The following is a 25,934-nucleotide window of genomic DNA, read 5'->3' as shown; positions in this document are numbered from 1 at the left end:
GAACTCCTGCCTAGCGCTGATCCCCAATGCAAGATGGCAACCTGAATGATAGCAGGTTCTGACTGAAAAAGTCTGCATGGTCCGCGGCAGGTTCTTGCCCGAAGGAATCTTGGTACCGGGAACCGAACCACGCGGCTAAGCCTCAGCATGCAACGCAAAAGTGATATGTCTCAACTTTTCGCGCGTCACGCGGCGCCCGGCTTCCTGCGTCACAGGATGGATGGTGGAGAATTGGAGAGTGAACGCCAACCATTCGACTGTTTGTACGATCTGCAAGATTTGGTGACGTATCTGAGATTAAACGTTCCGTATCCTTTCCCTATTTTAGCTTTATCGGTCGACAAAGAGGTCGACCCGAAACCAGAACCAAAAGGAAAATATTATGAAATCTCTCATCTTTGCCGCCATGGCGACTGCAATTGCCCTGTCCACCCCGGCCTTTGCCGCTGACGAAATCAACGTGTCCAACGGCATTTCAGCCGCTGGTGCGCCACTGGCCGCACATGGCGTTGATCTGGTTGCATTGGTCAATGATGGCAACCCGGTCGAAGGCTTCGCCACTCACTCGTCAACTTATGACGGAGCCTCCTATTATTTCACGTCCGCCGCGAACCGTGAAGCGTTCGAGGCAAACCCTGCTGCATACCTGCCGCAGCATGGTGGCTTCTGTTCATTCGGCGTATCGGTCGGCAAGAAGTTTGACGGTGACCCGGATCAATACCTTGTCGCAGACGGAAAACTGTTTCTGTTCCTGAACGCGGAAACCCGGGCAGCCTTTTTGAAGGACGTTGTCGCCACCGCAAAGACGGCGGATGACCAATGGGCGAATATCAAAACCGTCGCCGTGGGCGAGCTGTAAGACCTGCCCCGTTTGCCTGCGGCGTTAACGCGTCGCGGGCAGTTTTGCGTTGATCACCTCAAGGGCTTTGGCCAACGCCGCCTCGATACTCAAATCGGTGGTGTCCAACCGCACGGCATCCTCAGCGGGTTTCATCGGAGCGGTGCTGCGCTCAGCATCTCGCGCATCCCGTTCTCTGACATCTGCCAGAACCTGTTCACGGGTTACGTCAGCGCCTTTTGCACTTAGCTCCAGGAAGCGTCGCTCGGCGCGCACTTCAGCACTGGCTGTTACAAACAGCTTCACTTCGGCATTCGGACAAATCACCGTGCCGATATCACGACCGTCCAGAACGGCCCCACCTGCCCTGCGGGAAAAAGCGCGCTGAAAATTGACCAAGGCCGCACGAACTTCCGGAAGAACCGCCACTTTGGAAGCTGCCTGCGCAATCTCGGCGGTGCGCAGGTCGCCTTGTTCAAGTTCTTCCGCTGTCAGGGCCTGTGCGGCCTCAAGCGCGTCAACCCCTTCCAGGGTCCGCCTTCCGACAGCGCGATACAGCAAGCCCGTGTCCAGATGGGCAAAGCCGAAATGCGCCGCCACAGCCTTGGATATCGTGCCCTTGCCCGCAGCCGCTGGTCCGTCAATGGCAACCGTGAAACTCACGTGCGCTGTACCTTTGCGCCCAGCGACGCCATCAGTGGTTCAAAGATCGGGAACGACGTTGCAATCGGGCCACCATCATCCACGCTTACGGGATTCTGCGCCCCCATACCCATCACCATGAACGACATGGCAATGCGGTGATCCAGAAAGCTTTCGCAGGTGCCGCCGCCCGGAACGTTGCCGATGCCCAGCCCTTCAACCGACCACCAGTCGTCGCCTTCAGCGACTGTCACCCCGTTGGCGCGCAGGCCACGGGCCATGGCGTCAATCCGGTCGCTTTCCTTCACGCGCAGCTCTTTCACGCCGCCCATCATCGTTGTGCCTGTGGCATTTGCAGCCACCACAGACAGAACCGGGTATTCATCAATCATCGAGGCGGCACGCTCGGAAGGAACGTCGATGCCTTTCATGTTGGGCGAGTACTTGGCGCGCAAATCGGCAACCGGCTCGCCCCCTTCTTCGCGTTCGTTTTCATAGGTCAGATCAGCGCCCATCTCGCGCAAGGTTGTAAAAAGGCCCGCGCGTGTGGGGTTCAAACCGATCCCCGGCACCAAAACATCCGATCCAGGTGTGATCAATGCCGCGCAAACCGGAAAAGCCGCGCTGGACGGATCGCGCGGTACAGCGATGACCTGTGGCTTCAGCTCCGGGCGACCGGTCAGAGTGATAACACGGCCCTCGTCGGTATCCTCGACCGTGATTTCGGCACCAAATCCAGCCAGCATCCGTTCGGAATGGTCACGCGTAGCCTCTTTCTCGATCACAACGGTCTTTCCGGGGGCATTCAGACCCGCCAAAAGTACGGCGGATTTCACCTGCGCCGACGGCACAGGAACTTCGTATCGCACAGGGGTCGGGTCCGCAGCGCCGACGATGGTCATCGGCAAGCGCCCGCCGGATCGCCCAACCGATTGTGCCCCAAACAAGGCCAGAGGGTCAGTCACCCGCGCCATGGGGCGTTTGTTCAGACTGGCATCACCGGTAAAGGTCGCCGTGATCGGAGAGGTCGCCATCGCCCCCATGATCAGCCGCACACCGGTTCCCGAGTTGCCACAGTCGATCACCTGACCCGGTTCGGCGAAGCCACCGACACCCACGCCGTGCACTGTCCATTCCCCGTTTCCGTGCTCTGTGACCTCAGCGCCGAAGGCACGCATCGCCTTTGCGGTATCCAGTACGTCTTCGCCTTCCAGCAAACCCGAAATCCTGGTTTCACCCACGGCCATCGCACCAAGGATCAGCGACCGGTGCGAAATCGACTTGTCGCCGGGCACCTCGGCCGTGCCGGTCAGCGGGCCGCAGGGATGCGAGGTCATCGGGATGGGCGTGCCGTGTCCGGACATGAGGGCTCCTTTTGCGCTATCAGTGCTCAAGCCGATTAGCGAATTGACGCCCGTTGGTCCAGCGGCAATCAGCCTTTGCGTCGGAAGGTCAGGTAGTGAGGTGTCCGACCCTCGCGCAGCGCCTTCTGTTCGTATCGCGTGGAGATCCAGTCGCCCCACGGCTCGCGCCAGTCAGAAGGGCGTTCGGCCAGCCATTCAAACCCGGCGCGCGGAACCTCTTCCAAGGTCTGACGCACATAATCGGGAATGTCAGTTGCAACCCGGAAGATCGCCCCGGGTTTCAGCACTTTCGCCAGCGGTTCAAGATGTTCCTGGGTTACAAATCGACGGCGATGATGCCGCGTTTTGGGCCATGGGTCGGGATAGAGAAGGAACGCGCGCGAAATGCTGGCCTCTGGCAGCACGTCGAACAGATCGCGCACATCGCCGGGGTGCACGGCAAGGTTTTCAACACCTGCCTGACGGATTCTGCCCAGCAGCATGGCAACACCGTTGATGTATGGCTCGGCCCCGATGATGCCAATGTCAGGATTGTTTTGCGCCTGGTGCACCAGATGCTCACCACCTCCGAAGCCAATTTCCAACCAGACCGGCTTGCCGCCGAACAGATCGTTCAGGTCCAGTGGCTTGCGTTCGGGATTCGAGGCCCAGTCCACGGCGCCGGGCGACAAGGCGGCCAGATCTTCGTTCAGATAGGTCTTTTGACTGGGCTTCAGGGTCTTGCCCTTGAAGCGGCCATAAAAGTTTCTGCGCGGGCGTTGTGGGGTCTCTGTGCTCATGGCGGTGGCCATACTGCGCAGTGGAGTACGTTGCAAGGGCGTGCACCGCCCCAAAAAAAGCGCGCCCCTGAAGGCGCGCTTTGGATTTTTCAGATCAAACTGCGGATTTCAGCGCGTCGACCAGATCAGTGCGTTCCCAGCTAAAACCGCCATCCGCATCCGGTTCGCGGCCAAAGTGACCGTAAGCCGCTGTACGCTGGTAGATCGGCTTGTTCAGCTGAAGGTGCTGACGAATGCCGCGGGGTGTTAGATCCATGACCTCACCAACTGCTTTTTCGATAGCAGCATCGTCGATCTGGCCCGTGCCATGCGTGTCTGCATAGATCGACAGCGGCTTCGATACGCCAATGGCATAGCTCAACTGAATGGTGCAGCGCTCGGCCATACCGGCGGCTACGACGTTTTTCGCCAGATAGCGCGCGGCATAGGCCGCCGAACGGTCAACCTTGGTCGGGTCTTTGCCCGAGAATGCGCCGCCACCATGCGGGGCTGCGCCACCATAGGTATCCACGATGATCTTACGACCGGTCAGACCAGCGTCGCCATCCGGCCCGCCAATAACGAATTTTCCGGTCGGGTTGACGTGCCATTCGGTATCAGCCGACAACCAGCCTTCGGGCAGAGTTTCACGGATATAAGGTTCAACGATGGCGCGGATGTCATCCGACGTCAGCGCCTCGTCCAGATGCTGCGTCGACAGAACGATCGAACTGACGCCGACCGGTTTGCCGTTTTGATAAACGACCGACAATTGAGATTTCGCATCCGGCCCCAGTGCAGGCTCGGTGCCGTTCTTGCGCACTTCGGCCAGACGCCGCAGGATTGCGTGCGAATACTGGATCGGTGCCGGCATAAGCGCAGGCGTCTCGGTTGTCGCGAAGCCGAACATGATGCCCTGGTCGCCAGCGCCTTCGTCCTTGTTGTCCGCGGCATCCACGCCCTGCGCGATATGGGCGGATTGTTCGTGCAGAAGGTTTGTAACCTCGACGGTTTCGTGGTGGAATTTGTCCTGCTCATATCCGATATCTTTCACGCACTCGCGCGCGATCTCTTCGATGCGGCCCATGTAGTCGTGCAGTTTGTCCTTGTCCGACAGACCAACTTCGCCACCGATAACGATGCGGTTGGTCGTGGCAAAGGTTTCGCAGGCCACGCGCGCTTCAGGCTCTTCATTCAGAAATGCATCAAGGACAGCATCTGAGATACGGTCACAGACCTTATCCGGATGCCCTTCAGAAACGGATTCCGAAGTAAAAGTATAGTTCTGTCGGGACATAAATGTGCTCCATTAAGGTATCTCCGCCACGCCAGGAAGCCGTTGTGGCAGACCACAGACGCATACGCTTGCCCAAAGTTGGGGTCAATCTCTAATTGCCCGGTTGCCGCGGGTACCAAACAGCGCCATTGCCAGAATAAACAGTAAGACAACAACGATCGGACTGTCCCCGATACGTGCATAAGTCGTGCGACGGTGTGGTTGCGGCAGCACGGCGTCCACATATCCAGCCTCACCCAGAGCCAACGACGCAGTCAAACGACCCAATGGGTCAATCATGGCCGATATACCGGTATTGGCCGAACGGATCATCGGCAAGCCCTGCTCAATTGCCCTCATCCGGGCTTGCACCAGGTGTTGAAACGGTCCCGACCGAGTTCCAAACCAGGCGTCATTTGTGATTTGCAGCAAGAAATCAGCCCGACCCGGCGCACCGTTCACATCTTGCGGGAAGACGGCTTCGTAGCAAATCAGTGGCAACGCCTTTCCCAGCTTGCCGAGGTCCAACAGGGCAGGGCCCGGCCCCGCGCTGAACCCGTGCCCGGTTGTAGTTGCCAGACCACTGATCCCGAAACGCCCCATCAGATCACCCAAGGGGACATATTCGCCGAATGGCGCCAGATGGTGTTTGTCATACACCCCTGCCAGACGCCCGGTTTCATCCAGATAGATCAGCGAGTTGAAAATCCTCGGACCTTCTGCGCGCTGAATCCCCAGTATCACCGGCGCACCCTGCGCGGCATCCGCAATAGTCGACAGAAACGGTTGTGCGCTGCCCAACCATGCGGGAACCGCGGTCTCGGGCCAAACAATCAGGTCAGGTCTAGGAGAGGCTGCAGTATACTCAACCTGACGCGCAAAAAACAAAGGCGCATATGCCGGATCCCATTTTTGATGCTGAGGGGCATTCGGCTGGATCACGCGAACCAGATGCGAACTACCCTGAACGACGGGTCGCGTCGACCCGTAGGCAATCGCCATCGCTGCCATAACGCCGGTAAAACTCAGAGTCCGCACCAAACCGTCCAAGGGTTTGTCCTGCACCAATGCCGCGCCAATTAGGAATGTTGCGGCAAAGGTCAGCACATTCAACCCATACGGCCCGACCAGAGACAGCATCTGCGCCACTGGCGTGTCCACCCAGATTTGCGCGACCCCAGCCCATGGAAAGCCGGTCAACACATATCCCCGCGCCACTTCGGCCAGGGACAAAACTGCAACCAGTAATATGCCTTGACGAACTGGCGTGGCACCAATTCTGCGCGACAGGCCGAATGCAGAGGCCCAGAACAAGGCCAGCCCGCCCGCCATGAACACCAACGCAAACGGGGCCATCCAGGCATGGCGTTCAGCATCTACCTGAAACGGCTCAATGATCCAGCCGAGGGCATGGGCAAAATAGCCGGTCGCGAAGGCCCAGCCGACCCATGCCGCCCGGCCTCGGGTTTCGCTGGCAAGGAAGATCGGGACAATCAGGACAAGAACCAAAACGGTTGCGCCCCAATACAGATGAGGTGCCTGACCAAACGCGCCTACCCCGCCAAGGGCGGCACCGGCCAACAATCTCAACGATAATGGCCAGCCCCGTACTGGGGTCATGCAGCAACGTCCGGCAGCATGACGCGCAGCCGTTTGATACGGCGTGGATCGGCTTCGATCACTTCGAATTCCGGACCCTCTGGATGAATGACAACTTCACCCCGCGCCGGAACGCGGCCGGAGAGCATAAACACAAGCCCGCCCAGAGTATCGATTTCCTCTTCGTCGACGTCTTCATGACTGGTCAGAGACCGGCCAATCTCGGCCTCGAAATCTTCGAGCGGCACGCGCGCCTGCACCACATAACATCCGGGCTTTTCCTGCACCCAAAGCTGGTCTTCATCCGCATCGTGCTCGTCAGCGATTTCGCCGACGACCTGCTCGATCAGGTCTTCGATCGTGAGCAGTCCATCAACGCCGCCATATTCATCAATCACCAATGCCATGTGACGCCGCTCGGTTTGCATCTTGGTCAACAAGACGCCGATTGGCATGGATGGCGGCACGAACAATAGCGTCCGCAGCATCGAGGTCAGATCAAACTCTTTGCCGCCACCGTTGAAACCGTGGGTCAGGGCAAAATCCTTGAGATGAACAAAACCAAGCGGTGTATCCAAGGTTCCCTCATAGACAGGAATCCTTGACATACCACTGCTCCGGAAAACATCCGCCAGTTCATCTTTTGTGATCGTTGAAGGTACCGAGACGATTTCAGCGGTAGGGATGGCAACATCCTCAACGCGCATCCGGCGCAGGTTAATCATCCCGCGTGGCTGCGCCACAGCCGCGTTTTGTCCGTTCACCGTCTGGTCCGGTTGAGTATCATCGCTCGAAAACACTTCGAGGATTCGAGAAAACAGACCGGTTTTCTCTTCCGTTTCAGTACTGCTGTCCTGAGGTTGCGCGCTTTGCGCCGCCCTAGAACTGCCTTCTATATCGCCCATTACCTTGTTCCAACTGATCGGGTCTTGAACCCACATTATACCTTATATGGGTCATCAATACCCAATTTGCCAAGTATCTTGACCTCAATCCCTTCCATCAAGGTGGCATCGGGGTCACGAATGTGATCATAACCCAGCAAATGCAACGTTCCGTGAACAAGCAAATGGGTCACATGGTCACTCATTGCCTTGTTGGCCTCGGCCGCCTCGCGGGCACAGGTGTCATAGGAAATCGCAATATCGCCCAGAACAATCTCGCCGGTAAAATCCGGCTCTGGCAGGCGTGGTGATTGCCCTGGCTCATCCGGAGCTAGGTCTTCCGCAGGCCAGCTCAGCACATTGGTGGGCGTCGGTTTACCGCGAAATTCAGCGTTCAGTTCTGAAATCCGCGCATCGTTGCATCCCAATATACTGACTTCGCACTGCTCCGGGGCCAATCCGCAATGGGTCAGAACGGCGTTAATCGCCTTTTGTGACAAGACCTCAAGATCTTGCCACCTTTCGTCTTCGAAAATGAGTTCCAGGGTCATCTTACCGCGCAACAGCCTCGTTAGCGGGCTATGTGTTCACGTGGTTTCACGGCCCGCATCGGCCTCATACGCCTCGATGATCGCAGCGACAAGCGGGTGACGCACCACGTCTTTCGAGGTGAAGTAGTTGAAGCTGATATTCGGGATTGTTTTCAACAACCTCTCAGCATCCGCCAAGCCCGATTGAACGCCACGCGGCAAATCGACCTGTGACCGGTCGCCAGTTATGACCATGCGGCTTCCTTCGCCCAGACGGGTCAGGAACATCTTCATCTGCATCGTGGTGGCGTTTTGCGCTTCATCCAGAACCACAAATGCGTTGGCCAGCGTACGACCGCGCATAAAGGCCAGCGGAGCGATTTCGATTCGTTTTTCTTCGATCAGCTTGGCCAACTGTTTTCCGGGCAGAAAATCGTTCAGCGCGTCATAAAGCGGCTGCATGTAAGGGTCGACCTTGTCCTTCATGTCACCCGGCAGATAGCCCAGTTTTTCGCCCGCCTCGACCGCCGGACGGCTCAGGATGATTCGGTCCACATGCCCGCCGATGAACATCGAAACCCCGACCGCCACCGCCAGATAGGTCTTACCCGTCCCCGCCGGACCAATTCCAAAGGCCAGCTCATTCTTGAACAGTGACTGGACATAGGCTTTCTGGGCGTCGGTGCGCGGTTCAACCAACTTCTTGCGGGTTTTGATCTCGACCGAACCGCCCTTGAACATCTCAAGCTGATCGCCATCGCGGCTACCGGTTCCCTGTTCCGAAACACCCATCCGCAACTCGCGATCGACGTCTGCGGCCTCAACCTCGCGCCCACCTTCAAGCCGAGTGTAAAGCGATTGAAGCACCTCAACCGCCTGTTTCTGAGCATCTTCATCGCCCATCACAACAAGCTGATTGCCGCGGCGTACAATCTGGACCGAAAGCTTGGTTTCGATCTCAGCCAGATTGCGGTCATATTCACCGCACAGGTCAATCAGCAATCGGTTGTCGGGAAATTCTACGAACGCCTCGTGTTGGGGCATTTCATCTTGCGGTGGGGTCAGGGCACCGATGGCCAATCCGCTCTCCTGTCTTGGCTGTTCACCCCGAGCGTAGACAACAAATCTTGGTAGGCGCAAGCCACAGTTTAAAAAATAAATGCTGAGATGTCATAACAGCCGATTTAACGGTGATTGGTTGCCGATTGGATGAACATCAGAAGGTGTAATTCAGCCCGAATCTTAATCCGCTGTATTTTGGTGTGGACTTTGTGGAGAAGCCAGAACTGAACTGGATGTCTTTTGATTGGAACTGGACATATTCATATTCGCCCGTAATCGACCAATTGTCGGACAACCTATGCTCGGCCCCTATGCTTGCCGAATAGCCGTTCCGCCGATCTGACACCGGGAAATTCTGAACCGAGGTGGCCGATGCAATACTGTTGGTTGTTTCCACATCGCCCCACAGATATCCGACGCTAAAAAAATACAGAATTCGTCCGCTGCGGTTCGTCAGACCATTGCGAAATCGGACTGCCAGAACATCCGATATCTTTGTTCCGCCCTGCACATTGACGCTGCCGATCCGCCTGCTGACAGTGTCGTCAAGAGATCCGAATTCATACCCGATTTCGAAGCCGTAGACATAGTCGCGCCCTTCCCTTGCAGGTAAAATGCCACGCCAGCCGCCCCGGACCCCCCCGTATGCTCCCGACAAATCCTGATCACCGATATCAAACTGTCCGCCGGGTGTTGTCAGGCCAAATCGATCGTCCCCACCAGCGCCATAACCACCAGTAAGCCCCAGATAAAAAGCACTGACATCGCTGCTGAATCTTTTCGGGCTGACCACTTCCGGATCGCTTATCTCACCTTTCAAATCACCGGCAATGGATGCGCTGGCAATCAGTGTAACAGCGGCAGTTAGTGTCAGCGTTTTCAACCTGCTCAGGCTCGTAAAGCTATTGAAAGTCGTCACTCGTACCTCCCTCATCCCGTTTTCCGGGACCGGTATATTGCCGATTTGCAGGCGCAAATCCTTGCGCCCCGAAAACCATGGCTCCTCTCGGAGCATAGTTCCAAGCAATAAATCAAGGGTAAATTTTGGAAACAAACACCAACTATGGTGTCCGGGAGGTGTAAACACCGATCTACAGCAACTCACCGGCCAGAGAATTCGCCCCCGACGCAGTGATCCGGACCTCTCTCAAGTCACCCGTGGCGATCTCTGGTCCTTTTACGTGCACCGAATGCAGGTATTCGGACTTTCCAACCATCTGTTCGGGCAGGCGACCCGGTTTCTCGAAAAGAACGCGGACTGTGCGTCCAACCATACCGTCCTGAATTTCCCGCTGATGACGCGTGATCAAGGCCTGAAGCCGCTGCAACCGTTCATCTGACACTGCCGGATCAACCTGGGCTCGTTCAGCCGCTGGGGTTCCCGGACGTGTGGAGTATTTGAAGGAATAGGCGTAGCCGTATTTGACCTCTTCGACCAAATCCATCGTGGCCTGAAAATCATCTTCGGTTTCTTCGGGGAAACCAACGATGAAGTCTCCCGACATCACGATATCAGGCCGCGCCGCGCGAATGCGTTCGACCAGCCGCAGATAGCTTTCCGCCGTATGGCTGCGGTTCATCCGCTTGAGGATACGGTCCGAACCCGACTGAACCGGCAAGTGTAGATAGGGCATCAGCTTGTCACAGGTGCCATGCGCCTCGATCAGGTCGTCGGCCATGTCGTTCGGGTGCGAGGTCGTAAAGCGGATGCGTTCCAGCCCGTCGACCTTGTTCAATTCCCAGATCAAGCCGGCAAGTGTAATGTCACCATTTGCCCCGGCACCGTGATAGGCGTTGACGTTTTGGCCCAGCAACGTGATCTCGCGCACCCCGCGCTCGACCAGATCATTGGCTTCGCGGATGATGCGATCCGCTGGACGGCTGACTTCAGCACCGCGCGTATAAGGAACCACGCAGAAGGCGCAGAATTTATCACAGCCCTCCTGAACAGTCAGAAACGCCGTCGGGCCGCGCTTGGCCTTGGGGCGGTTTTTCAGTTTTTCGAACTTGTCCTCTTCGGGGAAATCCGTGTCCAGCGCCTTTTCGCCCGCTCGGGTCTTTGCCTCCATCTCGGGCAGGCGGTGATAGCTTTGCGGACCGACCACCAGATCAACCAGCGGCTGGCGGTGCATGATCTCTTCGCCTTCAGCCTGAGCGACACAGCCCGCCACGCCGATTTTCAAATCAGGCTTCTCGGCCTTCAGACCCTTGAAGCGCCCCAGTTCGGAATACACTTTCTCTGCCGCTTTCTCGCGGATGTGGCAGGTGTTCAGCAGGATCATATCCGCATCTTCGGGGGTCTGGGTTTCAACATAACCCTGCCCGCCCAGCGCCTCGGACATGCGTTCGCTGTCATAGACATTCATCTGACAGCCATAGGTCTTGATAAACAGCTTCTTCGGTTCGGACATGAGACGGGCCTTTGCATTCGCTGGACCGGCGTCGTCTATCTGCTTCGAACGCCGCTTGCAATGCGGGCGCAATTACCCGAATTTGGCGGAACTTTCCAGCAAGACAAAACCGAAAACAGCCGATGCAATACGATTCCCTCGACCATTTCCTGAAAGCCGGGCAGCCCGCAATGGCGCAAGGCCCCGTTGCGATGGTCTTTGCCGAGGACGAGGTCGAGTTGGAAAGCACTCTGCATCACCATCTGAAGCTAGGGTTCAAATCCGTTATCGCCTTCATGCCTCAGGAGTTCCGACTAGAGCCCGCGTTGACCGACCGAGTGCATCGGGTCACCTTGAAATGCGTTCCCCGAACGGTGGTTTTCGATACCCTGAACAGAATAATTCAGGCCGCACCCGGCATCTGGATGTATTACTGCTATAACGCCGAATACCTGTTCTTTCCGTTTTGCGAAACGCGCAGCATTGGCGAAATGCTGGCCTTTCACAGCGAAGAACGCCGCAATGCGATGCTGAGCTACGTCATCGACCTTTATGCCGAGGACCTGACCGCTTTTCCCAACGGTGTCGCCCCCGAACAGGCTTTGTTCGACAAAACGGGTTACTACGCCCAATCACGCCACGACCCTGATGGCCAACCACTGGACCGTCAGGTGGACCTGTCAGGTGGCTTGCGCTGGCGGTTCGAGGATCACATTCCCTATGAACGCCGTCGCATCGACCGCATCGCCCTGTTCAAGGCGCAAAAGGGCCTGATCCTGAAATCCGACCACACGTTCAATGAGCCGGAATACAATACCTATTCCTGCCCATGGCATCACAACGTGACCGCGGCTATCTGTTCCTTCCGCGCCGCGAAGGCGCTCAAAACAAATGCCGGGTCGACTTTTGACATTCCAAGTTTTAGCTGGCGCAACTCCGTGCCTTTTGAATGGCACTCGCGGCAGCTGCTGGATCTGGGCCTGATCGAATCAGGCCAATGGTTCTGAAGCGCCTCAGCGCTGAAACAGGACCGGAAACCAGTCTTCTCGCAGACGCTGCCCCGGCGTCATGTCATGGCCGGGAAACGGTGGAGAGGTTCTGCCTGGACGCTCTACATACCTTGCGTCATCGCCGACCAGCCGCAGAGAAAAGGCGCGGCGACGGCTGTCCGAGTGGTTTCCTCGCGCACCGTGAAGGGTGCGATAATTGAAGGCAACGGCGTCACCGGGGTCCATTTCGAATTCGACGACCTTCATGCCCTCGGCATCCGGGTCCGGTACGGGGATGTACTGGCCTTCATCCGGGAAAAAACCTTCCTCAGAAACCCAGCGGGTTGGCAGCACCTCTTTCTCCCACCGGTGAGAGCCCGCGACACAGCGCAACGTCGCCTGCCTGACCGGATCCAGCGGAGACCAGAAGCTGATGGTTTGCTGACCCTCAACGAAGTAATATGGGCCATCCTGATGCCAGGGCGTGGCCATGGATGTCCCGGGCTCTTTTACCAATACGTGGTCGTGAAACACCTGAACACTTTTCGACTGCATCAGGTCCGCTGCGACCTCGGCCGCGGGCGAGTTTTCGATCACCTCGCGGAACTGCGGGATGCGGGTCCAGTTGCAATAATCGTCAAAGAACAGACCCGTTTGACCCTCTTTCTTGTTTTCTGATGCATACGGGCCAGGCTCTGCCATATTCGCGGCAATGCCGTCGCGCAGTTGATCCACATAATCTGCAAACAGCCCTTTGATCAGAACGACGCCATCATCCTGATACGTTGTGATCATCTCTTGAGTTACAAGCGGGTGAGGCATCCGGGTCTCCATTCGTTTTCCAATCTTTTGCGTTGAAGGAGTGTTCTGTTCAAATCATATCTTTCGAAGTTATAATTAACTTTATGTTATACATTTCACTGCGTCAGTACGAATATGTTTGCGCGGTCGGGCGCCACGGCAGCCTGTCCGCAGCCGCACAATACCTGAATGTATCGCAACCGGCCCTGTCCACAGCCCTGACGCGTGTCGAAGCACATTTGGGACACCCGCTGTTTATCCGCCGCCGAGGCTCGGCCATGGCGCTGACGCCTCAGGGGCGAAAATTCATCGATCAGGCCGAGACCCTTCTGAAAGACGCAGCCCAAATCGAGTCATCAGAAACTCCATCGCCGGGCACGACACGTCTAAGACTGGGGTGTTTTACGGACCTCGCCCCATTCCTGCTGGCACCCGCCCTGCACCATTTGCGCAATGCTTTTCCAAACATCGCTATCACTTACTTTGCCGCCTCCTTCGAAGGGCTGCTGAACAGATTGATTGATGGCCAGATCGATATTGCCATCACTTACGAGCTGACAATGGATGCGGGGTTCACACGAGCAAAACTGTTCGACAGTCGGCCAAAGGCCCTTATCCCCCCAGATCATCTATTGGCGACAGCGGGCACGGTCTCACTGGCTGACTTGGCTGCTCACCCGTTGATCCTGTCAACAGAAGGCTGGTCGGCACAACACATCCTCAGTCTCTTTCGGCGCAACGGTCTGCACCCGACTGTCGCACATAGGGCAGCATCGATCGAGATTCAGCGCAGTCTTGCCGCCCATGGCGAAGGGATCGGGATCAGCTATACCAGCCCGCTCAACGCGGTCAGTTATGACAACAGACGTCTTGTCAGTGTTCCGATCAGCAATCAGGACGCAACTGAATCCGTTGTTCTTGCGCGCCACGGAACAGGGCCCGCTGACGCGACCATTGATCAGGTTGAACGTTTGTTGTTGGCGAGTTTGAACGGCGGTGTTGGCGCTACTTTTTGCGCAGGCGAATGACAACGTCAACCGAGGCAATCTCGACCCCTTCGGGCGCTTCGGGCAGGCGCTGGATCACCAATTGGTCCGATGGCGCATCACTCAGGCGTGCCTCGTCTTCCCAATAAAAATGAGGGTGATCATGCGTGTTCGTGTCGAAATAGCTTTTTGACCCGTCCACAGTGATTTCCTGCAGAACGCCAGCGTCGCAAAACGCGCGCAGGGTATTGTAAACCGTCGCCAGTGATACAGCGTCACCATTCGCCTTGGCCGATTCAAACAGGCTCTCGGCGGTAACGTGACGATGGCGGCCATCGCCCACTAAAAGCTCGGCCAACGCCACACGCTGACGCGTCGGACGCAGGCCAGCGTTCACCAGCCAACCTGTAGCTATATCGCCGCTCTGCGGTGTCATTGATCCAATACCCATAGTGACTTCCATTATATATAGGAGCGCATGGTTGGCAATTTCAAATGAAATTCATTCGCAAAGAACGCGGTATACACAACATGATGTGGCCGCTGCTCTTGCAGGACCTTGCAAACGGGTGCTAGACGAGGCCAGATATTACGAACGGACCCACGGCAGGAGAGGCGGCAAGAATGGCCCAGTTCCCGAGCAGTTTTGACAAAGACGATCTGCTGAAATGCGCCCGCGGCGAATTATTTGGCCCCGGCAATGCACAATTGCCCGCCCCGCCAATGCTGATGATGGACCGGATCACCGACATCTCGGATGATGGTGGCCTGCACGGCAAAGGCCATGTGCTGGCCGAGTTCGATATCACCCCTGACCTTTGGTTCTTTGACTGCCATTTTCCAGGCAACCCGATTATGCCGGGTTGCCTTGGCCTTGACGGTCTATGGCAGCTGACCGGTTTCAACCTGGGTTGGCGTGGATGGCAAGGGCGCGGCATGGCCGTTGGCGTGGGCGAAGTGAAACTGACCGGTATGGTTCGTCCGGACCGCAAGATGCTAACGTATAAAATCGATTTCAAAAAAGCGATTCAGACACGTCGCCTGACCATGGGTGTGGCAGATGGAATCGTCGAAGCCGATGGCGAGATGATCTATGATGTCAAAGATATGAAGGTCGTTCTGTCCGAGGCCTGAGCCTGTACGACCCGAAATAAGGAGTGCGCACATGCGTCGAGTAGTCGTCACCGGTCTGGGGGTAGTGTCTTCGATCGGGAATAATGCCCAAGAGGTTCTGGCCTCGCTCAAAGCAGGTAAATCCGGGATCGAAGCCAGCGAACAGATGGCAGAACACGGGTTTCGCAGTCAGATCGCGGGAACGCTCAAGATTGACGTGGCTGAACACGTAGACAAACGCACCCTGCGCTTCATGGGTCCGGGCGCGGCTTACGCTCATATCGCCATGTCTCAGGCCATTGCAGATTCCGGTCTGACCGAGGACCAGGTAGTCAACCCGCGTACAGGTTTGGTGGCCGGATCCGGCGGCCCGTCGACAAGCGCGATGCTGACCGCGCATCAGACGGTTCTGAGCACCGGTGCAACCAAACGGATAGGGCCGTTCGCCGTGCCAAAATGTATGTGCTCGACAATTTCGGCAAACCTGGCGACCGCGTTCAAGATCAAGGGTATCAACTATTCGATCACCTCGGCCTGCTCGACCTCGCTGCATTGCATCGGCAACGCGGCCGAACAGATCATGCTGGGCAAACAGGACGTCATGTTTGCTGGCGGCGGCGAAGAACTGGACTGGACGCTTTCGTGTCTGTTCGATGCGATGGGCGCGATGTCGTCGAAATACAATGACACGCCCGAGAAAGCCTCGCGCGCGTTTGACGAAAACCGTGACGGGTTTGTGATTTCCGGTGGCGGCGGCATCCTCGTTCTGGAAGAGTTGGAGCACGCTCTGGCCCGCGGCGCAAAGATTTATGCCGAAGTCACCGGCTATGCTGCCACTTCGGATGGCCATGATATGGTGGCCCCTTCAGGTGAAGGCGGCGAGCGCGCGATGCGGCTGGCGCTGGACACACTGCCCGAAGGTCGTAAGGTCGGCTATATCAATGCACATGGGACCTCGACCCCTGTCGGTGACGTGGGCGAAGTAGAGGCTGTGCGCCGCATCTTCGGTGAAGGCAATGTACCGCCGATTTCCTCGACCAAATCAATGACTGGCCACGCGCAAGGCGCGGCAGGAGCGCTTGAGGCGATCTTCTGCTTACTCATGCTGGACAATGATTTCATTACGCCGTCGATCAATGTCGACACACTCGCCCAAGGCATCTTGCCCGGTGAAATTGCAACTGAAGTGGTTGAAAACGCAGGACTGGACAGTGTCATGACCAACAGCTTCGGCTTTGGCGGCACTAACGGGTCCATGATTCTGTCTAAGTATAACGGGTGAAAGTGATGTCGGATCTTCTCAAAGGTAAACGCGGCCTGATCATGGGCGTGGCCAATGACCGCTCAATCGCGTGGGGCATTGCCAAGGCCATGCACGAGGCAGGCGCAGAACTGGCCTTCACCTATCAGGGCGAAGCGTTCGGCAAGCGGTTGGAACCTCTCGCTCAAAGCTTGGGCAGTGATTTCATGGTGGATGCCGATGTGACCGACGACGAGTCACTGGATCGCGCCTTTGGTGAGCTGGCTCAGCGTTGGCCCACCATCGACTTTGTTGTTCATGCCATTGCGTATTCGGATAAGTCCGAGCTGACAGGCCGGTTTCTGAATACCACGCGGGCGAACTTCAAACACTCGATGGACGTGTCGGCCTATTCTTTCATCGAGGTGGCGCGCCGCGCCTATCCGATGATGAAGGACAAAGGGGGTTCGCTGCTGACGCTGACCTATCAGGGATCAAACCGGGTTGTACCGAACTACAACGTCATGGGTGTTGCCAAGGCTGCGCTGGAATCGGCGACCCGTTATCTGGCCAATGACCTTGGCCCGGATGGTATCCGCGTGAACGCAATCTCACCTGGGCCGATGAAAACCCTTGCCGGTGCGGCCATTGGCGGAGCGCGCAGGACATACAAGTTCTGTGATCAGAATGCGCCGATGCGTTCGAATGCCACACTGGAAGCTGTTGGCGGGACCGCAGTTTACCTGACATCTGATGCGGGTGCCTGCACGTCTGGTGAAATCATCCGAGTTGACGGTGGTTTCCACGTTCTGGGCATGCCACAACCCGATTTCATGTGACCATATCTTTCCCTGCCGCCGCCAAGATTTCACCATCTTTGGGCGGCAGGACTTCGATATGAGCAAGCTAGATCAAATCATTGCAAACAACGCACGGTCAGTGCAAAGCCGGAAGAAGTCCGGTTTCCTCAGCCAGCGGGCCAGAGTGCTGCTGCTCGCGCTGACTTCATTGCTGCTGGTGTTTGTCTTTTTCACCCAGCCACAGGTACGTGCAGCTGTTGAAGCTTTGATCGGCTGAAGTCCGTGCAGGAGTTCCAACCTGAACTAAGTCTCAATTGATCGAGACGACTTCAATCTCAAACACCAGATCCTGTCCGGCCAACGGATGATTTCCATCCAGGGTTACAGTCGCTTCGTTGGCGTCCACAACTGTCACAGGCACGGCCTGACCGTCCGGTGTCTGCATCTGCAGTTGAGTGCCCGGATCCAGCGGAATATCCTCTGGAATACCCTCACGGGGGATTTCCTGACGCATCGCAGGGTTGATCGGGCCGTAGGCGTCGGTACAGGCAATCTCGACCCGTTTCTTGTCACCTGCGGACAAACCGGGCATTGCACTGTCCAGACCGGGAATAATCTGGCCCGATCCAACCACGAACTCCAACGGATCGCGCCCATCCGAGCTGTCAAAGACTTTGCCATCCAGCAATGTCCCTGTGTAATGGATGCGAACCGTGTCGCCTTGCTTGATTTCGGTCATAGTGGCCTCCGGCCGTTTTAGGGGTTAAGCGGCCAACCCTAGAGATTGACACAAAGTTGTAAACCCTTGGCCCTTCCCCCCCATTCCGTGTTGTGCCAACCTGCGCGCAATCAAAGGAGGGTTATATGGCAGTCACGACCTGCGTGTTCGACGCCTACGGAACACTGTTTGATGTTGCGGCCGCCGCCCGGCAGGCGGCAAGCGAACCTGGATTCGAAGCACTGAAAGACAAATGGCCCGAGGTCGCGGGACATTGGCGCCTGAAGCAATTGCAATACACATGGCTGCGTGCAGTGGCTGATGCGCATGCGGACTTCTGGGATGTCACGCAGGACGGGCTGGACTGGGCGCTGGAAGCTGCAGGCCTGCAGGGCAACCCTGAACTGCGCCAACGCCTGCTGGATCTTTATTGGGAGTTGCAGGCCTATCCCGAAGTTCCTGCCATGTTGAAAACCCTCAAGGATGGCGGGATGCAGACTGCCATCCTGTCCAACGGATCACCGCCCATGCTGGACGGTGCTGTTCAGTCCGCCGGGATCGGCGATGTGCTGGATGACGTGCTGTCGGTCGAAAGCGTTGGGGTCTTCAAGCCCCATTCCCGTGTCTATGATCTGGTTCAGAACAGGTTTGACTGCGCCCGCGACGAAGTCTTGTTCGTCAGTTCAAACGGTTGGGATGCCGCAGGGGCCAGCGGTTATGGTTTTGTCACCGCCTGGGTCAATCGGATCGGGGAACCAATGGACCGGCTGCCGTGGACGCCAGCGCATGTTCTGTCTGATTTGACCACCATTCCCAAGCTGGCTGGTCTTTGATGTCAGACTTTACGACTTCGGACGGCAAGCGCATCTATTTCGAAGACCATGGATCGGGCACGCCGCTTTTGTGTCTGGCCGGATTGACCAGAAACAGCCGGGATTTTTCGTATTTCGCACCACATGCCACTGAGCTGCGCATGATTGCGATGGATTACAGGGGGCGCGGCCGCTCAGACTACGACCCCGATTTCATGAACTACAACATCTTTCGTGAATCCCATGACGCGATTGAACTGCTGGATTTTCTGGGCATCGAAAAAGCGGTCATTCTGGGCACCTCGCGGGGCGGGCTGATTGCCATGGCACTGGCAGCAAGCCACCCCGAACGCTTGGCCGGTTTGATTCTGAACGATGTGGGGCCCGTCATAGAGACGTCAGGCATCGCCAAGATCATGGCCTATGTGGGCGCACAACCCACCGCGAAAACCCATGACGAAGCTGCTGCCGCCCTGAAACATGTGATGGAGCCGCAGTTCCCCAGGGTTCCGTTGGAGATCTGGCGCAAACAGGCCGAAATTCAATACGAACAACAAAGGGACGGGCTGGCGCTGCGCTATGATCCGGCCCTGCGCAAGGCGCTTCTGGAACAGGCCGCGAGCGGTGCTATACCCGACTATTGGTTGTTTTTTGAAGCGCTGCGCAATATTCCATGCGGCGCGATCAGGGGCGCAAACTCGGACGTTTTGAGCGCAGAAACACTGGCTGAGATGCACCGGCGGCATCCCGGTCTGATCTCGGCCGAAGTACCGGATCGCGGGCATGTTCCGTTCTTGAATGAGCCGCAATCTCTGGATGTCATCAAAAAGGTATTGAAGAACGCTGCATGAGCACATTTGAAATGATCGAAGCCGCGGCCATACGGCTTAAAGGACATGTCCGCGAGACACCAATTCTGTCGTCGCCATTTCTTGACGCGATCGCCGGGCGCCGGATTTGGGTCAAGCCGGAATGCCTGCAACATACGGGCAGTTTCAAGTTTCGGGGAGCTTGGTCTGCCATATCCGCGCTGGACGAAGACACACGCCAGCGCGGCGTGATTGCATATTCTTCGGGCAATCACGCACAAGGCGTTGCGATGGCGGCGGCGAAACACGGTATTGCTTCTGTCATTGTCATGCCGTCGGACGCGCCACACCTGAAAATCGAAAACACCCGCGCGCTTGGAGGTGAGGTCGTTCTTTACGACCGCGCAAACGAAAGCCGTGAAGAGATCGGGGAGACCATCGCCGCCGAACGCGGGCTGACTCTGATCCGGCCATATGACGAACCTCAGGTGATTGCCGGGCAAGGTACCACCGGCTTGGAAATCGCCAGACAGGCCGCGAAACTTGGGTTATCTCAGGCGGATGTTCTGGTCTGTTGCGGCGGTGGCGGCCTCACCTCTGGCATTGCACTGGCATTGGAAAAACACGCCCCCGACCTAAGGGCACGCCCGTGCGAACCGGAAGGGTTCGATGACGTCAAACGATCACTGGCGACGGGACGGATTCAGAACAACAACGCGGCATCAGGCAATATTTGCGATGCTATCCTGACACCGCAACCCGGCGACATCACCTTTCCCATCCTAAACCGTCTTTGCGGGCCCGGTATTTCGGTGACCGAAGAAGAGGCCCTGCGGGCCATGGCACTTGCTTTCCTGCGCCTCAAGATCGTGCTGGAGCCCGGCGGCGCAGTCGCATTGGCCTCGGCCCTGTTCCGGGGCGACGAGATTGAGGGCGACGACGTGATCGTAGTCACATCGGGTGGTAACGTCGATCCGGATGTTTTTGCCAGGGCGTTGGAATTCCTGACCTGACAGGCACCCCAAACCTGTGCAAGTTGCACCTGGAACGCCGGGGCTGCAAGGACCTGAGTCATGATGATCGCTGATCTGGGCGACGTGAAACTGAATTACCGTGTCGATGGTGCGGCGGACGGCGCGCCACTGGTTTTTGCCAACTCATTGGGAACAAACCTGCACATATGGGACGCAGTGTTTCCGCACCTGCCCAAAGGGTTGCGTATCATCCGGTATGACAAACGCGGGCATGGGCAATCATCGGTTCCACCGGCACCTTATTCTATGGGCGCCCTGATCCGCGATGCCGAGTCGCTGCTGGATCACCTGAAGGTTCGCGACTGCGTTTTTGTCGGCCTGTCCATTGGCGGGATGATCGCACAGGGGCTGGCCGTCAAACGTATGGATCAGATACGTGCGCAGGTTCTGTCGAACACCGCTGCCAAAATCGCCACACCCGCAGTCTGGCAGGATCGGATCGACGCTGTGCGTCGCGGCAGGATTGAAGCGGTGGCAGACGCCACGATGGAACGCTGGTTTTCCCGTGATTTCCGCGCAGCGCAAAACCACCTGCCATGGCGCGACATGATGATCAGCCAACCGCTTGACGGATATCTGGGCTGTTGCGCTGCTGTCGCCGGGACCGACTTCTATACACCCACAAGCGGCCTGCGCCTTCCCACGCTTGGCATCGCCGGAAGCGAGGACGGCTCGACCCCGCCCGATCTGGTGCGCGAAACTGTCGACCTGATCCCCGGATCGCGGTTCGAACTGATCCGCAGAGCTGGCCATTTGCCCTGCGTCGAGAAACCCGCAGAATACGCAGCAATCCTGACCCGGTTTCTGACCGATATCGGGCATATCTGAAGGAGAACAGCGATGGCGTCTTTCCTGTTGGTCCACGGCTCCTGCCACGGAGCCTGGTGCTGGCGCGACCTGATCCCCGCGCTGGAAGCTTTGGGACATTCGGCCCGGGCCATCGACTTGCCCAGCCATGGTGCAGATCCAACGCCGGTGTCCGAGGTGACGCTGGAAAATTGCCGCGATGCCGTTCTGAACGCCTGTACGCCCGATACGATTGTCGTGGGTCACTCGTGGGGCGGGTATCCGATCAGCGCCGCCGCCGAAGCTCGACCGGACGCCATGCGCGCCCTGATCTTTCTGTGCGCCTACGTGCCTCACGATGGCCTTTCGCTGGCAGAAATGCGCAGACGCGGCCCGCAGCAGACAATTGCCCACGCGATTGACAAATCGTCTGACGGGCTGTCTTACACCGTGTCGGTAGATGCCATCCCAAAGCTGTTCTACCACGATTGCCCTGACGATATCCTGCCTTACGCCTATGCGCGCCTGTGCCCACAGGCCATTCGCCCCCAGGAAACACCACTGCCGGTCGGCACGAATTTCAACGAAGTGCCCAAGGCCTATATCCGCACCACAGATGACCGAACGATCCCCGCGGAATATCAGGCGGACATGTGCGCGTTTATCCCGAAGGACCTGCGGCGAACCATCGACAGTTCGCATTCTCCGTTTTTCTCGCATCCACAGGAACTGGCCGGATTGCTGAGCGAATTGGCAAGCAAATTTGAGTGATGCGGCGGACTGCACGCAAAACTCTGTCTTCCCACATTCGGTGACTGTGCCTAGGGTGCCACGAACAGATCACCAGCCCGAGTTCCATGCGCCTGCCATCACTCTTCATCCTCAGCATCGTCATGATCGACGCAATGGGCATTGGTCTGGTTATGCCGATCATGCCGCAACTGATTGTTGATGTGCAGGGCAGTTCGCTTGCCAATGCGGCGATCTGGGGTGGAGTGCTGAGTACCGCTTTTGCGGCGATGCAATTCATCTTTGGTCCAATCCTTGGAAACCTGTCCGACGCCTATGGCCGCAGAACTGTGCTGCTGCTGTCGCTGTTCGTCATGGCGCTTGATTATATGGTTATGGCAGTGGCGGGCAGTATCTGGCTGTTGCTGGCCGGTCGTATTGTCGGCGGTATTACTGCAGCCACGCATTCCACCGCCGCCGCGTTCATGGCGGATATTTCCGATCCCAAGGACAAGGCCGCAAACTTTGGCCTGTTAGGGGCGGCCTTTGGCGTCGGATTTGTGCTCGGACCAGTGATCGGCGGGTTGCTCAGCGAATATGGAACCCGTGCCCCGTTTTGGGCTGCGGCAGGTCTGGTGGCACTGATCTTTGCCATCGGCTGCTTCGTGATGCCTGAAACCGTGACCGACAAGACCCGGCGCGCCTTCAACCTGCGCCGCGCCAACCCGGTGAATTCGCTGCGCGCCATTGCTGCACTGCCCGGTATCCGACCTATGCTGTGGGTCTACTTTCTGTATTCGGTCTCAATCTACGTCTACCCCGCTATCTGGTCCTTTTTCACCACCGAGCGGTTCGGATGGTCCCCTCAGATGATCGGCCTGTCACTGGGCGTCTATGGGATCGGCATGGCCGTTGTGCAGGGCGGTCTGATCCGCCCCGCAATCCGATTGTGCGGCGAACGGGGTGCCATCATCTACGGGATGGGTTTTGAAATTCTTAATTTCGCAATTCTGGCCTTTCTGACCAACGGGTTCATTGCGCTTTTGTTCATCCCAATCACCGCAATCGGGGCAATCACCACACCGGCACTTCAGGCAATGATGTCCAAAGCGACACCAGATTCGCAGCAAGGGGAGTTGCAGGGCGTCCTCGCCGCGCTCCACGCGCTTTCGATGGTAATCTCGCCCCTGGTCATGACCAGCGTATTTGCGCAATTCATTCGCCCCGACACACCGCTGTACCTGCCGGGTGCTCCTTTCCTGCTGGCACTGGCGCTGATGCTGGCCGGGTTCGTTTTGTTTCGCCGGTCCCCGCCTGTCGTGGCTTAACAACGACACTTACATGGCGGTTTTCGCCTTGCGATCAACGCTTTCCCACGCCACCGTGGGGCCAACGGGAATGAGGGAAAACATGCAAACAATCAAAGCCGCAGTCTGCCGGGCATTCGGCGAACCCCTGGTTATCGAAGAGGTTCAGCTGGCGCCCCCCGGCACGGGCGAAGTCGAAGTGACGCTGGATGCAGTGGCCATCTGCCATTCAGATATATCCTATGCCGAAGGTGCCTGGGGAGGGTTCCTGCCCGCCGTTTACGGACACGAAGCCGCAGGTGTGATCTCCGCAGTTGGAGAGGCCGCAGGGGACTTCAGGATTGGCGAACCTGTAGTTGTGACGCTGATCCGCGCGTGCGGGTCCTGCCCCACCTGTGCCGGAGGGCACCCGACAAATTGCGAAACACCGTACGACACCGTCAAAGGCCCGCTAAAAACGGCTGACGGCGGTCCGCTGGAACAGGCCATGGCCTGCGGCGCGTTTGCCGAAAAAGTTGTGGTGAGCCATCGGCAGATCGTCAGGATACCCGAAAGCCTGCCCAAAGACCTGGCCAGCCTTCTGTCTTGCGGGGTGATCACCGGGGTCGGCGCTGCTGTAAACGCCGCCAATTTGCGTCCGGGTCAGGATGTCGTTGTCATCGGTGCGGGTGGTGTTGGCCTGAACGCCATTCAGGGCGCACGGATCGCAGGAGCACGACGGATCGTGGCCGTCGACATGACTGAAGAAAAGCTGGAAATCGCGAAGGAGTTCGGCGCGACCCATGGCGTGCTGGCCAGCCTGAAAGAACCCTGGAAGGCAGCGTTCAAAGCCCTTGGCGGACGCGGTGCCGATGCGGTTCTGATTTCGGTCGGCGCAATCGCCGCCTATGATCAGGCCCCGCGTTATCTTGGCCGCGGCGGTAAGGCCATCATGATCGGAATGCCGCATTCGGGCGGCATGGCCAGCTATGAACCGGTTGTTCTGGCAGCCCTCGGCCAGGGTGTTGTCGGCTCGAAAATGGGTGATGTGGTTATTCAGCGGGACATCCCCTGGATGATCGACCTTTACGAGCAGGGTCGGTTGAAACTGGACGAGCTGATCTCGGGCCGCTGGTCGCTGGATCAGATCAACGAGGCCATTGCCGATACCAAAACCGGATCTGCCAAGCGCAACGTGATCCTGTTCGACAGAACCTGATCTCCCGGCTCGGAGGAACTGAGATGAAACTGCAGGATCTCGACATCATCGTCACCGCCCCACCCGCTCCGGGTTGGGGGGGGCGATACTGGATATTGGTCAAACTGACGACAGACACCGGCATAACCGGTTGGGGCGAATGCTATGCCTCGTCCGTCGGACCCGAGGCGATGCGCCACGTCATCCGGGATGTGTTCGAACGGCACATGCTGGGCGAGAACCCCGAAAACATCGAGCTTATGTTCCGCCGTGCCTATTCCAGCGGCTTCACGCAGCGCCCCGACCTGACGGTGATGGGCGCATTCTCGGGGTTGGAGATCGCCTGTTGGGATATTCTGGGCAAGGATCGCGACCGCCCGGTTTACGCCCTGTTGGGCGGCAAGGTGAACGAGCGAATTCGCTCCTACACTTACCTCTACCCTTTGCCGCATCACAATCTGACCGACTTCTGGACCTCTCCCGAACAAGCGGGTGAAACAGCCGCTGAAATGGTGCGACGCGGCTATACCGCTGTAAAATTCGACCCGGCGGGCCCTTATACAATCCATGGCGGCCACATGCCCGCGATGAGTGACATTTCCATGTCCGTCGCCTTTTGTAAGGCAATTCGCGAAGCCGTAGGGGACAAGGCCGACCTGCTGTTTGGCACACACGGGCAGTTCAACACGGCCGGTGCCATTAGGCTGGGGCAGGCGCTGGAACCATATCAGCCCCTATGGTTCGAAGAACCCACGCCACCTGATATGATCGAAGACATGGCCCGTGTCGCCCGCAACGTCCGTATCCCCATCGCCACCGGAGAGCGCATGACAACCAAAGCCGAGTTTGGAGCCGTTCTGCGCGCCGGGGCTGCGGAAATCCTACAACCGGCGCTGGGGCGAGCCGGAGGAATCTGGGAGATGAAGAAAGTCGCCGCTATAGCAGAGATATTCAATGCTCAGATGGCGCCACATCTTTATGCTGGACCGGTCGAATGGGCCGCCAATATCCACCTGGCCGCGTCGATCCCGAACCTGCTGTTGCTGGAAACCATTGAAACACCGTTCCACAACCAGCTGATCAAAGGTTCCATTCAGATAGAGGACGGCTTCGTGATCGCTCCGACAGCGCCGGGACTTGGGATCGATGTCGACGAAGACCTGGCCCGCGCGCACCCGTATGAAGGTCGCGGCTTGCACTTGCAGATGCAGGAAGAGCCGTGCGATTACGTTAATGGCAATGCTTTTCAGGGCGGTGCCCCTGCAACCGAGGGGTGACAACACAGACGGG

General features: G+C 57.6%; 28 protein-coding genes and 1 riboswitch. Of the genes, 15 read left to right on the top strand and 13 right to left on the bottom strand.

Annotated features, from left to right (window positions below; all coding sequences use genetic code 11):
• Positions 1 to 382: 382 nt before the first annotated feature.
• Complete coding sequence (locus tag AC2FNC_RS08520; RefSeq protein ID WP_480473785.1) at positions 383 to 859, top strand: YHS domain-containing (seleno)protein; 477 nt, start codon at positions 383 to 385, stop codon at positions 857 to 859.
• A 24-nt stretch (positions 860 to 883) separates the two neighbouring features.
• Here the strand turns inward: AC2FNC_RS08520 and cmk are convergent, their stop codons facing one another.
• The 10 genes from cmk to miaB all read right to left on the bottom strand — a co-directional run bounded on the left by cmk (position 884) and on the right by miaB (position 11,364).
• Complete coding sequence (gene cmk, locus AC2FNC_RS08515) at positions 884 to 1,501, bottom strand: (d)CMP kinase (RefSeq protein WP_480488256.1); 618 nt, start codon at positions 1,499 to 1,501, stop codon at positions 884 to 886.
• Complete coding sequence (aroA, locus tag AC2FNC_RS08510) at positions 1,498 to 2,844, bottom strand: 3-phosphoshikimate 1-carboxyvinyltransferase (RefSeq protein ID WP_480488258.1); 1,347 nt, start codon at positions 2,842 to 2,844, stop codon at positions 1,498 to 1,500. Before aroA ends, cmk begins: the two co-directional genes overlap by 4 nt.
• Positions 2,845 to 2,912: 68 nt before the next feature.
• A complete protein-coding gene (trmB, locus tag AC2FNC_RS08505; protein WP_480473788.1) occupies positions 2,913 to 3,623 on the bottom strand; it encodes a tRNA (guanosine(46)-N7)-methyltransferase TrmB in 711 nt (236 codons plus the stop codon).
• A 94-nt stretch (positions 3,624 to 3,717) separates the two neighbouring features.
• Positions 3,718 to 4,899: a methionine adenosyltransferase gene (metK, locus tag AC2FNC_RS08500; protein WP_480518737.1), complete on the bottom strand. Its 1,182-nt coding sequence runs from the start codon at positions 4,897 to 4,899 to the stop codon at positions 3,718 to 3,720.
• A gap of 5 nt (positions 4,900 to 4,904) precedes the next feature.
• A riboswitch (SAM-SAH riboswitch) is annotated at positions 4,905 to 4,953 on the bottom strand.
• A 30-nt stretch (positions 4,954 to 4,983) separates the two neighbouring features.
• Entirely contained in the window at positions 4,984 to 6,498 is a 1,515-nt protein-coding gene (lnt, locus tag AC2FNC_RS08495; RefSeq protein ID WP_480554532.1) for an apolipoprotein N-acyltransferase, read from the bottom strand.
• Complete coding sequence (locus AC2FNC_RS08490; protein WP_480476819.1) at positions 6,495 to 7,382, bottom strand: hemolysin family protein; 888 nt, start codon at positions 7,380 to 7,382, stop codon at positions 6,495 to 6,497. Before AC2FNC_RS08490 ends, lnt begins: the two co-directional genes overlap by 4 nt.
• 35 nt (positions 7,383 to 7,417) lie before the next feature.
• Positions 7,418 to 7,912: an rRNA maturation RNase YbeY gene (ybeY, locus tag AC2FNC_RS08485; RefSeq protein WP_480473791.1), complete on the bottom strand. Its 495-nt coding sequence runs from the start codon at positions 7,910 to 7,912 to the stop codon at positions 7,418 to 7,420.
• 36 nt (positions 7,913 to 7,948) lie between these two features.
• Entirely contained in the window at positions 7,949 to 8,971 is a 1,023-nt protein-coding gene (locus tag AC2FNC_RS08480) for a PhoH family protein (protein WP_480494855.1), read from the bottom strand.
• A gap of 136 nt (positions 8,972 to 9,107) precedes the next feature.
• Positions 9,108 to 9,929, bottom strand: coding sequence for an outer membrane protein (locus tag AC2FNC_RS08475; protein WP_496715054.1), 822 nt, complete (start codon positions 9,927 to 9,929; stop codon positions 9,108 to 9,110).
• 115 nt (positions 9,930 to 10,044) lie between these two features.
• On the bottom strand, positions 10,045 to 11,364 hold the full coding sequence (gene miaB / locus AC2FNC_RS08470) for a tRNA (N6-isopentenyl adenosine(37)-C2)-methylthiotransferase MiaB (protein ID WP_496715052.1): 1,320 nt from the start codon (positions 11,362 to 11,364) through the stop codon (positions 10,045 to 10,047).
• A 122-nt stretch (positions 11,365 to 11,486) separates the two neighbouring features.
• Here miaB and AC2FNC_RS08465 point away from each other — a divergent pair, with 122 nt between their 5' ends.
• Positions 11,487 to 12,350 carry a hypothetical protein gene (locus AC2FNC_RS08465; protein WP_480473795.1) on the top strand — a complete coding sequence of 288 codons (864 nt, stop codon included), beginning with the start codon at positions 11,487 to 11,489 and terminating at the stop codon, positions 12,348 to 12,350.
• A 6-nt stretch (positions 12,351 to 12,356) separates the two neighbouring features.
• Here AC2FNC_RS08465 and AC2FNC_RS08460 read toward each other — a convergent pair whose 3' ends face one another.
• Positions 12,357 to 13,154: a phytanoyl-CoA dioxygenase family protein gene (locus AC2FNC_RS08460; protein WP_480494864.1), complete on the bottom strand. Its 798-nt coding sequence runs from the start codon at positions 13,152 to 13,154 to the stop codon at positions 12,357 to 12,359.
• Between the two features lie 83 nt (positions 13,155 to 13,237).
• On the opposite strand from AC2FNC_RS08460, the gene AC2FNC_RS08455 reads away from it, so the two are divergent.
• Complete coding sequence (locus tag AC2FNC_RS08455) at positions 13,238 to 14,161, top strand: LysR family transcriptional regulator (protein WP_480473797.1); 924 nt, start codon at positions 13,238 to 13,240, stop codon at positions 14,159 to 14,161.
• Here AC2FNC_RS08455 and irrA read toward each other — a convergent pair.
• Complete coding sequence (gene irrA, locus AC2FNC_RS08450) at positions 14,139 to 14,555, bottom strand: iron response transcriptional regulator IrrA (protein ID WP_267366106.1); 417 nt, start codon at positions 14,553 to 14,555, stop codon at positions 14,139 to 14,141. The two genes, AC2FNC_RS08455 and irrA, sit on opposite strands and share 23 nt — an antisense overlap.
• 188 nt (positions 14,556 to 14,743) lie before the next feature.
• Between irrA and fabA the strand changes: the two genes are divergently transcribed.
• The 4 genes from fabA to AC2FNC_RS08430 are packed head-to-tail and all read left to right on the top strand — an operon-like array spanning position 14,744 to position 17,549.
• Complete coding sequence (gene fabA, locus AC2FNC_RS08445; protein ID WP_209598228.1) at positions 14,744 to 15,253, top strand: bifunctional 3-hydroxydecanoyl-ACP dehydratase/trans-2-decenoyl-ACP isomerase; 510 nt, start codon at positions 14,744 to 14,746, stop codon at positions 15,251 to 15,253.
• Between the two features lie 31 nt (positions 15,254 to 15,284).
• Complete coding sequence (gene fabB / locus AC2FNC_RS08440; RefSeq protein ID WP_480518720.1) at positions 15,285 to 16,514, top strand: beta-ketoacyl-ACP synthase I; 1,230 nt, start codon at positions 15,285 to 15,287, stop codon at positions 16,512 to 16,514.
• Positions 16,515 to 16,519: 5 nt separating this feature from the next.
• Positions 16,520 to 17,311 (top strand): enoyl-ACP reductase FabI, encoded by a 792-nt coding sequence (locus AC2FNC_RS08435; RefSeq protein WP_480473799.1) that lies wholly within the window; start codon positions 16,520 to 16,522, stop codon positions 17,309 to 17,311.
• Positions 17,312 to 17,369: 58 nt separating this feature from the next.
• Positions 17,370 to 17,549 carry a hypothetical protein gene (locus AC2FNC_RS08430; protein ID WP_267366102.1) on the top strand — a complete coding sequence of 60 codons (180 nt, stop codon included), beginning with the start codon at positions 17,370 to 17,372 and terminating at the stop codon, positions 17,547 to 17,549.
• Between the two features lie 33 nt (positions 17,550 to 17,582).
• On the opposite strand, the gene AC2FNC_RS08425 is transcribed toward AC2FNC_RS08430, so the two are convergent.
• Complete coding sequence (locus AC2FNC_RS08425) at positions 17,583 to 18,011, bottom strand: FKBP-type peptidyl-prolyl cis-trans isomerase (RefSeq protein ID WP_209505363.1); 429 nt, start codon at positions 18,009 to 18,011, stop codon at positions 17,583 to 17,585.
• Positions 18,012 to 18,136: 125 nt separating this feature from the next.
• Here AC2FNC_RS08425 and AC2FNC_RS08420 point away from each other — a divergent pair, with 125 nt between their 5' ends.
• The 8 genes from AC2FNC_RS08420 (at position 18,137) to AC2FNC_RS08385 (ending at position 25,921) form a co-directional block, all read left to right on the top strand.
• Entirely contained in the window at positions 18,137 to 18,823 is a 687-nt protein-coding gene (locus tag AC2FNC_RS08420) for a haloacid dehalogenase type II (protein ID WP_480518718.1), read from the top strand.
• The gene (locus AC2FNC_RS08415; protein WP_480622810.1) at positions 18,823 to 19,653 is read left to right on the top strand and encodes an alpha/beta fold hydrolase; all 831 of its coding nucleotides are present in this window, start codon (positions 18,823 to 18,825) and stop codon (positions 19,651 to 19,653) included. Before AC2FNC_RS08420 ends, AC2FNC_RS08415 begins: the two co-directional genes overlap by 1 nt.
• Entirely contained in the window at positions 19,650 to 20,624 is a 975-nt protein-coding gene (locus AC2FNC_RS08410) for a threonine ammonia-lyase (protein ID WP_480518713.1), read from the top strand. Before AC2FNC_RS08415 ends, AC2FNC_RS08410 begins: the two co-directional genes overlap by 4 nt.
• A gap of 60 nt (positions 20,625 to 20,684) precedes the next feature.
• Positions 20,685 to 21,473 carry a 3-oxoadipate enol-lactonase gene (pcaD, locus tag AC2FNC_RS08405; RefSeq protein ID WP_496715050.1) on the top strand — a complete coding sequence of 263 codons (789 nt, stop codon included), beginning with the start codon at positions 20,685 to 20,687 and terminating at the stop codon, positions 21,471 to 21,473.
• Between the two features lie 12 nt (positions 21,474 to 21,485).
• Positions 21,486 to 22,202, top strand: a complete 717-nt coding sequence (locus AC2FNC_RS08400) for an alpha/beta fold hydrolase (RefSeq protein WP_480546291.1) — start codon at positions 21,486 to 21,488, stop codon at positions 22,200 to 22,202.
• Positions 22,203 to 22,288: 86 nt separating this feature from the next.
• Positions 22,289 to 23,488 (top strand): TCR/Tet family MFS transporter, encoded by a 1,200-nt coding sequence (locus AC2FNC_RS08395; RefSeq protein ID WP_496715049.1) that lies wholly within the window; start codon positions 22,289 to 22,291, stop codon positions 23,486 to 23,488.
• A gap of 82 nt (positions 23,489 to 23,570) precedes the next feature.
• Entirely contained in the window at positions 23,571 to 24,665 is a 1,095-nt protein-coding gene (locus tag AC2FNC_RS08390; protein ID WP_496715048.1) for a Zn-dependent alcohol dehydrogenase, read from the top strand.
• 23 nt (positions 24,666 to 24,688) lie between these two features.
• Positions 24,689 to 25,921 (top strand): mandelate racemase/muconate lactonizing enzyme family protein, encoded by a 1,233-nt coding sequence (locus tag AC2FNC_RS08385; RefSeq protein WP_480518703.1) that lies wholly within the window; start codon positions 24,689 to 24,691, stop codon positions 25,919 to 25,921.
• Positions 25,922 to 25,934: the final 13 nt, after the last annotated feature.

The organism is Ruegeria sp. BHSA123 (assembly GCF_059613425.1).
Note: the sequence above shows the minus strand (reverse complement) of the source record. Positions and strands in the feature narration are given on the sequence as shown.

Excerpts from the sequence above, each read along its gene's own strand:
- AC2FNC_RS08415 (WP_480622810.1), top strand. The coding sequence starts at position 18,823 with ATGTCAGACTTTACGACTTCGGACGGCAAGCGCATCTATTTCGAAGAC.
- ybeY (WP_480473791.1), bottom strand. The coding sequence starts at position 7,912 with ATGACCCTGGAACTCATTTTCGAAGACGAAAGGTGGCAAGATCTTGAG.
- fabA (WP_209598228.1), top strand. The coding sequence starts at position 14,744 with ATGGCCCAGTTCCCGAGCAGTTTTGACAAAGACGATCTGCTGAAATGC.
- AC2FNC_RS08395 (WP_496715049.1), top strand. The coding sequence starts at position 22,289 with ATGCGCCTGCCATCACTCTTCATCCTCAGCATCGTCATGATCGACGCA.
- AC2FNC_RS08490 (WP_480476819.1), bottom strand. The coding sequence starts at position 7,382 with ATGGGCGATATAGAAGGCAGTTCTAGGGCGGCGCAAAGCGCGCAACCT.
- lnt (WP_480554532.1), bottom strand. The coding sequence starts at position 6,498 with ATGACCCCAGTACGGGGCTGGCCATTATCGTTGAGATTGTTGGCCGGT.
- AC2FNC_RS08430 (WP_267366102.1), top strand. The coding sequence starts at position 17,370 with ATGAGCAAGCTAGATCAAATCATTGCAAACAACGCACGGTCAGTGCAA.
- fabB (WP_480518720.1), top strand. The coding sequence starts at position 15,285 with ATGCGTCGAGTAGTCGTCACCGGTCTGGGGGTAGTGTCTTCGATCGGG.
- AC2FNC_RS08400 (WP_480546291.1), top strand. The coding sequence starts at position 21,486 with ATGGCGTCTTTCCTGTTGGTCCACGGCTCCTGCCACGGAGCCTGGTGC.
- AC2FNC_RS08460 (WP_480494864.1), bottom strand. The coding sequence starts at position 13,154 with ATGCCTCACCCGCTTGTAACTCAAGAGATGATCACAACGTATCAGGAT.
- AC2FNC_RS08520 (WP_480473785.1), top strand. The coding sequence starts at position 383 with ATGAAATCTCTCATCTTTGCCGCCATGGCGACTGCAATTGCCCTGTCC.
- pcaD (WP_496715050.1), top strand. The coding sequence starts at position 20,685 with ATGATGATCGCTGATCTGGGCGACGTGAAACTGAATTACCGTGTCGAT.
- AC2FNC_RS08425 (WP_209505363.1), bottom strand. The coding sequence starts at position 18,011 with ATGACCGAAATCAAGCAAGGCGACACGGTTCGCATCCATTACACAGGG.
- metK (WP_480518737.1), bottom strand. The coding sequence starts at position 4,899 with ATGTCCCGACAGAACTATACTTTTACTTCGGAATCCGTTTCTGAAGGG.
- irrA (WP_267366106.1), bottom strand. The coding sequence starts at position 14,555 with ATGACACCGCAGAGCGGCGATATAGCTACAGGTTGGCTGGTGAACGCT.
- AC2FNC_RS08420 (WP_480518718.1), top strand. The coding sequence starts at position 18,137 with ATGGCAGTCACGACCTGCGTGTTCGACGCCTACGGAACACTGTTTGAT.
- AC2FNC_RS08385 (WP_480518703.1), top strand. The coding sequence starts at position 24,689 with ATGAAACTGCAGGATCTCGACATCATCGTCACCGCCCCACCCGCTCCG.
- AC2FNC_RS08390 (WP_496715048.1), top strand. The coding sequence starts at position 23,571 with ATGCAAACAATCAAAGCCGCAGTCTGCCGGGCATTCGGCGAACCCCTG.
- AC2FNC_RS08455 (WP_480473797.1), top strand. The coding sequence starts at position 13,238 with ATGTTATACATTTCACTGCGTCAGTACGAATATGTTTGCGCGGTCGGG.
- aroA (WP_480488258.1), bottom strand. The coding sequence starts at position 2,844 with ATGTCCGGACACGGCACGCCCATCCCGATGACCTCGCATCCCTGCGGC.
- miaB (WP_496715052.1), bottom strand. The coding sequence starts at position 11,364 with ATGTCCGAACCGAAGAAGCTGTTTATCAAGACCTATGGCTGTCAGATG.
- AC2FNC_RS08410 (WP_480518713.1), top strand. The coding sequence starts at position 19,650 with ATGAGCACATTTGAAATGATCGAAGCCGCGGCCATACGGCTTAAAGGA.
- AC2FNC_RS08465 (WP_480473795.1), top strand. The coding sequence starts at position 11,487 with ATGCAATACGATTCCCTCGACCATTTCCTGAAAGCCGGGCAGCCCGCA.
- trmB (WP_480473788.1), bottom strand. The coding sequence starts at position 3,623 with ATGAGCACAGAGACCCCACAACGCCCGCGCAGAAACTTTTATGGCCGC.
- AC2FNC_RS08435 (WP_480473799.1), top strand. The coding sequence starts at position 16,520 with ATGTCGGATCTTCTCAAAGGTAAACGCGGCCTGATCATGGGCGTGGCC.